Source organism: Psychrobacter sp. DAB_AL32B, assembly GCF_002224105.1.
GTDB lineage: Bacteria > Pseudomonadota > Gammaproteobacteria > Pseudomonadales > Moraxellaceae > Psychrobacter.
In genome coordinates this window covers 1-6698 of the sequence record NZ_NEXU01000069.1, presented here as the reverse complement: position 1 = coordinate 6698, position 6698 = coordinate 1, and the positions used below count along the sequence as shown (strand labels likewise).

6 protein-coding genes are annotated in these 6698 nt (G+C 39.5%); 2 read left to right on the top strand and 4 right to left on the bottom strand.

All coding sequences use genetic code 11. The features are described from left to right. Positions 1-289: 289 nt before the first annotated feature. Positions 290-754: a hypothetical protein gene (locus CAN34_RS08175; protein WP_079692049.1), complete on the top strand. Its 465-nt coding sequence runs from the start codon at positions 290-292 to the stop codon at positions 752-754. Positions 755-814: 60 nt separating this feature from the next. After that, on the top strand, positions 815-1588 hold the full coding sequence (locus tag CAN34_RS08170; protein WP_089555228.1) for a hypothetical protein: 774 nt from the start codon (positions 815-817) through the stop codon (positions 1586-1588). Positions 1589-1707: 119 nt separating this feature from the next. Here CAN34_RS08170 and CAN34_RS08165 read toward each other — a convergent pair whose 3' ends face one another. From CAN34_RS08165 to glpK, 4 genes are all read right to left on the bottom strand, one after another. Next, the gene (locus CAN34_RS08165; RefSeq protein ID WP_089555227.1) at positions 1708-2400 is read right to left on the bottom strand and encodes a TetR/AcrR family transcriptional regulator; all 693 of its coding nucleotides are present in this window, start codon (positions 2398-2400) and stop codon (positions 1708-1710) included. Between the two features lie 214 nt (positions 2401-2614). Continuing rightward, positions 2615-3640, bottom strand: coding sequence for an endonuclease/exonuclease/phosphatase family protein (locus tag CAN34_RS08160; RefSeq protein ID WP_089555226.1), 1026 nt, complete (start codon positions 3638-3640; stop codon positions 2615-2617). A 306-nt stretch (positions 3641-3946) separates the two neighbouring features. Next, a complete protein-coding gene (locus tag CAN34_RS08155; protein ID WP_227516786.1) occupies positions 3947-4417 on the bottom strand; it encodes a hypothetical protein in 471 nt (156 codons plus the stop codon). Positions 4418-4904: 487 nt separating this feature from the next. Further along, positions 4905-6506, bottom strand: coding sequence for a glycerol kinase GlpK (gene glpK, locus CAN34_RS08150; RefSeq protein WP_089555224.1), 1602 nt, complete (start codon positions 6504-6506; stop codon positions 4905-4907). Between the last annotated feature and the right edge of the window lie 192 nt (positions 6507-6698).

Genomic DNA, 6698 nt, shown 5'->3' with positions numbered 1-6698 from the left:
GGTTATAACATAGAAGAGATTTAATGATTAAAAATACTTGATAAATATTTTTCCCTTCATTAGTAAAGTGCTTAGGAGTATTATAAATTGGTATAGCTGTATTTTCCGTATAAAGTTTTTATTTTTTACACATTAAAAACCACTATTGTTTTACTTCTAGTGATATTATGTGATTATTTGTAATAAAATGTTCTAAAGCTAAAATTGGATTTTATTAAATCTTTACATGCATAGAAACCAATCGAAGTAATAGCAGTTTGATCAATATTAAGCTAATAAAGGATATGGTATGAAAAGTTTTAATTTTTTTCGCAGTATTTTATTAGCTAACTTAGCGTCGATGCTAATGCTAAGTAACGCTCATGCCAGTAACACATTAAAGATGGACTTAACCGCAAATCAAGTCATTAAAAATGATGAAGGAATAATCATTTATATACCAGTTCGCACGGCTCCAGTTGGAGCAGTTATCCAGTATAAAGCTATTTATAGCAATATAATTAATAAAGATATTCAAGATTTAGCGGTCGTATTACCTATTCCTGCTAATATGACTTTTACTGGTGAAGCAAATCCAGCAAGCGCTCAAGCGAGTATCGATGGTAAGAATTACGGAGATATACCATTGATGCGTAAAATGGAGGGAAAAATGGTTAAAATTCCATTCTCTGAATACCGTACTTTGCGCTGGAATATAAAACTGTTACCAGCGCAAAAATCAGCCGCTGTCGCTCTAAATACAATTGTTAACTAAGTCTCAAACTACCAGCACTGACCTCTATCAGCTTACTATTCACTATAAGGTGTTTACATTATGCTCCATTCTGCTATTAAAGTAGCCACTTATAAAAACCCTATCTATGCTGCATTGTCAGCTGTGTTGTTATTATCAACTGCCTCGTGCGTATCAAGCGCACCTTCTGCAACTCAAATAGGCACCATGAATACAGCTGATTATTGTCAAAGTCAGACTCTAACACCTTCCTATAAAAACCAAACTACGCAGCAGCGTGCTATGAGCTGTATGCTGGCAGAGCTACAACATTATCAACAAACAAACATGACAGCACATCAACAGTATTTTGCCTACAAAGCTCAAGCTTGGCTCAACTATGCCATCCATAAAGACAGCATGAATAGCCGCTCACCTGCCGGACTAGAAGCAGCACAATCTGCAGAAACCATCCTGCAAGCGTTAAAAAATGGTACGGAAAAAGACCTTATTCTCATTGAAGACATACCAAAAACATCGGCGCTAATGCGACCTGATTTATGGGCGAATTTAAGCGCCCTCAAAGACAGCGGCGGTATCGTAAGCGCTCCTCGTGAAATAGCATTTAGTGAAGTGGCATTAATCTGGGCAGCGACAGACCAATGCGAGCATAGCTCACGGCAGGCAGGCAGCCATTTCCGCATGGCAGACCGCTGGCTTGAACAGGCACGTGAAGCTTTCGTCAATGCTCATGATTCTAAAACGAATGTTGCCTTACAAGATCTTGTCGTACGTTATTACGAGCAATACGCGACTCTAGATTCAAGTGGTGATCGTTGTAATGGTCAAGTGTTACCATCCCTCGACCAGATGTAGATACATCAACCGCTGCAAATTTTTTATAAACCTAATGAATAAAATTTAGCCATAAAAAAATCCGACATTTAAGTGTCGGATTTTTTATGCAATATCTATCTGCAAATTTAATATACAGATTAACGGTTTTTACGTGGTAGTTTTTCTGGTAAATAGCAGCGTAAATAAGCGATAGATGCTGTATTCGCTTCTTGTAAATACTTATCTGTAATGCGCTCATGACGGCGATAAGATACGGTAAAGATGGCGTTAACAATGCTAAAAGTAATCAACAATACATCTTGAATATCTTCGAACTTTGGTACTTCATAACGCTCAGATAAGCGCTTATAGATCAGCTGAACGACTTGATGGTCCATATGCTCGCCAAAACTATCACCTACAAAATCAGGCGTGTTGGTACCATAAATCAATTTAGCTTTGGTCTGATCTTCATCAAAAATCTTCACACAACGATCAATGAGTCCGGTTAAATAGCCTTGCCATCTATCATAGTTATCCGTTTCGACTGTAGTTAACCCTTCTAAGATATCGATTGCATTCAAAAAGCGCAATGCTAAGAATATGGCTTCAATGTTAGGGAAGAAATGGTAAGCAGAGGCTCTTGGAATACCTGCTTCTTCACATACAGCGGCTAAAGTGATATCATTAATAGCTTTAGTTTCACTCAGTTTTTTAGCACCCATCAATAATTTTTGACGGCGTGCACGGCCTTGCTGACTGGTAAATTTAAATTTATTAGGCACCAGCTTTTTTGCCAGCTCCGAATCTACCAGTACATCTTCAATTTTGTCGTCTTTATTTTCACTCATGAGAAATCTCTTAATGTTACGCCCTATCTTTATAAATATAGTCTTCATCGGATAGCATGTGCCCTAAATCGAAGGGCCACCTCTATCAACCAGTAATTTGGGCTAATAGTACCGCCACTACACTCAACGAAGAGGCATGATAAACGCTTGTACACTCTCAAGCAAGGGGCATGAATAGGTTAGAAAACAATTAATCAACTAATTATAAAAAAAGTTAATTGTGCAGCTTTATTTTCGCTCTTATAATACCATGATCGATGACTCTATCTGCATAATCCCACTTCAAATGGTCATTAAAATAGTCAACTCGTTCAACCTGACCAAGCGAAAACTTACTATCAGGTAGAAATTCTTCCGAAACAAATAACTGATCTATCACTTCTGGCATACCTTGATAAATATGGGTATATGCCACATCTTTCATCCAGCCATAACGCGCTTGGATACGAGCAGCATCAAACAATGCAACGTCGCGCATACTTTTGTCGTAATTGACTTCACCTGTCTCCGTCATTAATTGGGTGGTGACACTATCAGTGACATCATTCATATCACCCAACAAAATCAATGGCTCACGAGTATGTCGTAAGCGCTCTATGACAGACATACGAATAGAGGCTGCTTCTGCGGCACGCATACATAAACTACGAAGCTTGGCACGGACTCGGATATTTGGATCGTCCATATCTTCTAAAAGATTGCCTGCTTCATCGCGCAAGAAAAAAGCACGTTTACTTTTTAGATGCGCGGTAATGATCGTTATCGGTTGCCCAAATGCATTGACACGTAATACGAGCGGCGGACGATTAAAGCGCTGATAAGGACCAATATCAGGGATATCAATTACCGCTTTTGGGGCAATTTCTTCAAGCAAACTACTTTCTAATTGCTCAAATCGGCTAATAATACCAACAGCAGGCGTATTTTGCGCCCCTTTACCTTGTGTATAAGGACTTGCACTATCATTACTTGCCAGCGGAATCACTACATGTTCTGGCTTAAAACCCAATGACACTGCCAATGCTTCAAGTGCATTGCTGTCCCACACTTCCTGTACTGCAATGATATCAGCATGTGCTTTTGCTAATAAGTCTGTAATGCCACGTAGCTTATGTTCGTATTCACGATAACTATAAGCGGGGGCATTTGGATAGTAAAGTCGGTTAGGGTTGGCAAAATTGAGCAAGTTAGCAGTCGCTATATAAAACTGCTTATGATTACTTTCAATATTATTGCTCATAAATTACCTATTATTATTTTCAAGCGTTATTTTTGATAATCAGCTATATTTTCACTAGGTATATTCATACATAGTAATATACAGCAAAAAAGCTTCCAAAGAAATCTTTGGAAGCTTTAAAATAGCATAAAACTGGATTATTTTGCCCTTGAATAAAGGGAGTATACAATCGAACTAAATCTAGTAATGAGATAGTAAGCTTTAGCATTGTTTACTTACTTAAATTAAATACGCTATTAGTTGTACTTAATTAATATCAGGCTATCTATCTCTGCTATTGAGTACTCTATTAATTGAATAGATGGATTATGATAAACGGTTCCATGCATCACGTGACGCTCTACGCGCATCATTCCATTCCATACGTGACTCACCTTTTACTTCATGCCATGAGCGTTCTAGATCAGACTCATGATCTTCAAAGCGTGCATCAGCAGGATAACGGGCGCGATTGGCATAACCTACCGCATAGGCTGGGTGTAAATCACGGTCAAAATCATGACCTTCTTTATAATAATCAGCATTAGCATACTCTGCACGCCAGTAAGCTTCTTCACGGGTTGGATCGATCGCTTCTGCTGCTGCATGACCTGCACCGCCACCAACGATAGCGCCGATAGCACCACCAATCAAGGTACCTAGTGGACCTGCCATTGTACCAATAGCTGCACCCGCTGCGGCACCGCCTAAACCACCAATACCAGTACCTATTGGATGTGAACCTGGCTCACCTGTAATGATGTCAGCATTCAAATCTTTTTTTGCTTCTTTCGACATATGTTTTACTGCACTGCGGTCGATACCGTCATGATCTTCTATAATATTGTCATCTTCATGTCTGATGACTCTATTATCTATCGTATGATCACTACCGGTTAATCTACGCTCGTTGTCGTCAAGAATTCGCTCTCTGTCACCTACTTCAAGATAGTCTTCATCAACTACACGGTTATTAGGATCTATAATGCGGCCATCGTTATTCATAATATTATCCTTAAATGATTTGTTATCTATTAGATTTATTTATTGCTAGAAAACTAGCAGTCTTTTTTATTTAATTTGCTTTCTTGTTTAACTTTTACTTAATTCATCTAAAGTATATGGATTCATAGGTAAGGACAGATAGACAGATTATGTAAACTATGTCCAGATTACGATGGTCTTGCGTTACAGCCTGTATCTTTCTAAGAGTCTTGTAGGTCAGCCTAGCGTTTTAAGTAATTTTTAACTGAGTTGTTACAGTAGTTAAACGTATTTCAATCACTTACATAACTCTCAACGCTCTATCGATTGCTTGTTGCCATTTATTAAGATGCTGCTCACGGACATCCATGGACATGATAGGTTCGAAAATTCGATCGACTTGCCATGAGGCTGTCATCGTTGCTTCATCGTATAGACCGGTTTTTAAACCAGCCAATAAAGCAGCACCTTTAGCAGTAATTTCTGTATCTTTAGGGCGTAATACAGGCACATCAAGTAAGTCTGCTTGGAACTGCATCAGTAAGTCGTTATTCGCAGCACCGCCATCCACTCTAAGCTCAGTGAGTGGATGAGGGCTGTCTTTTTGCATCGCAATAAGCACATCATAAGTCTGATAGGCAACAGCCTCTAGTGCAGCACGGGCAATATGAGCTTTAGTCGTACCGCGACTCATACCGGTGATGCTAGCGCTGATATCCGAGCGCCAATAAGGAGCACCAAGCCCTGTAAATGCCGGCAGTAGCACAACACCTTCACTACTATCGACTTGCCGTGCTAAGTCCTCGACCTCGCTGCTTTGCTTAATCATCCCCAGATTATCACGCAACCATTGAACGATTGCACCTGCCATAAATACACTACCCTCTAAGGCATAAGTCACTTCTTTTTTTGGTGGCTGTAATATACGTTTGCCTGACTGGACAATTTTCTCAAACGATAGGTTTTCTGGACGAGTGGGCGTAGACTTTCGTTGCCACGCGATAGTCGTTAATAATTTATGCTCACTGAGTTTGGGTTTTTGACCAATATTCATTAGCATAAAACAACCGGTACCATAAGTATTCTTTGCCATACCAGCATCGAGGCAGCCTTGCCCAAAAAGTGCCGCTTGTTGGTCACCCAATACCGCATGAATAGGGATTTGTTTGGCAAACAGTCCTTTTTTGGTTTTACCAAAATCACCGTCAGATGGCAGAACTTTGGGTAATATATTCATGGGTATCGCAAAACGGGCGCAAAGCTCTTCTGACCACGCCAGCCTATGAATATCATATAACAAGGTGCGAGACGCGTTGGTCACATCGATAACATGCTCGCCGCCTGTTAGCTTATATATCAGCCAACTATCTATAGTACCAACGGCTATTTCACCTTTATTGGCGCGCACCCTCAATTTAGGATTATTTTCTAGCAACCAAGCGATTTTACTGGCGCTAAAATAGGGATCTAAACGTAAGCCTGTGATACGCTGTACTTCACTTGCTATATCACTTTGACTGCCATTTTCGCCATGAGCCATACTGGTCGTACTCTCAGCGGCAAGCGTTTTACAGTAACTTGCGGTGCGTCTGTCTTGCCAAATGATAGCAGGTGCTAAAGGCTTACCCGTTTGCTTATCCCAAATAACAATAGACTCACGCTGATTGGTAATCGCAATACTGCTAACATCAGTGGCAAGTAGTCCCGCCTGATTAATCACATCATGCGCACAACTAATTTGGGTTTGCCAAATTTGTTGCGCATCTTGTTCGACAAAACCTGCTTTTGGGGTTTTTAAAGTCGTCGGCTGTTGTGCCATTTTAATCGGACGTGCATGATCATCGTACAATATCGCTCGACTCGATGTTGTTCCTTGATCTAAAGCCAAAATATATCCTGCCATTACTCACATCCCGTCTTATTTTATTTATTTCTAATAGTCATTATAAATTTATAAAAGCCTAAATGCAGTATAGACAATATCATTGATATTATATCGACTACTTATAAAGCGTGCAAAATCAAAGAAAAACCATATTATAAATAGTGGTATGATTTGATATAAATAAAATACTTAAAATCAATACAATGTTAT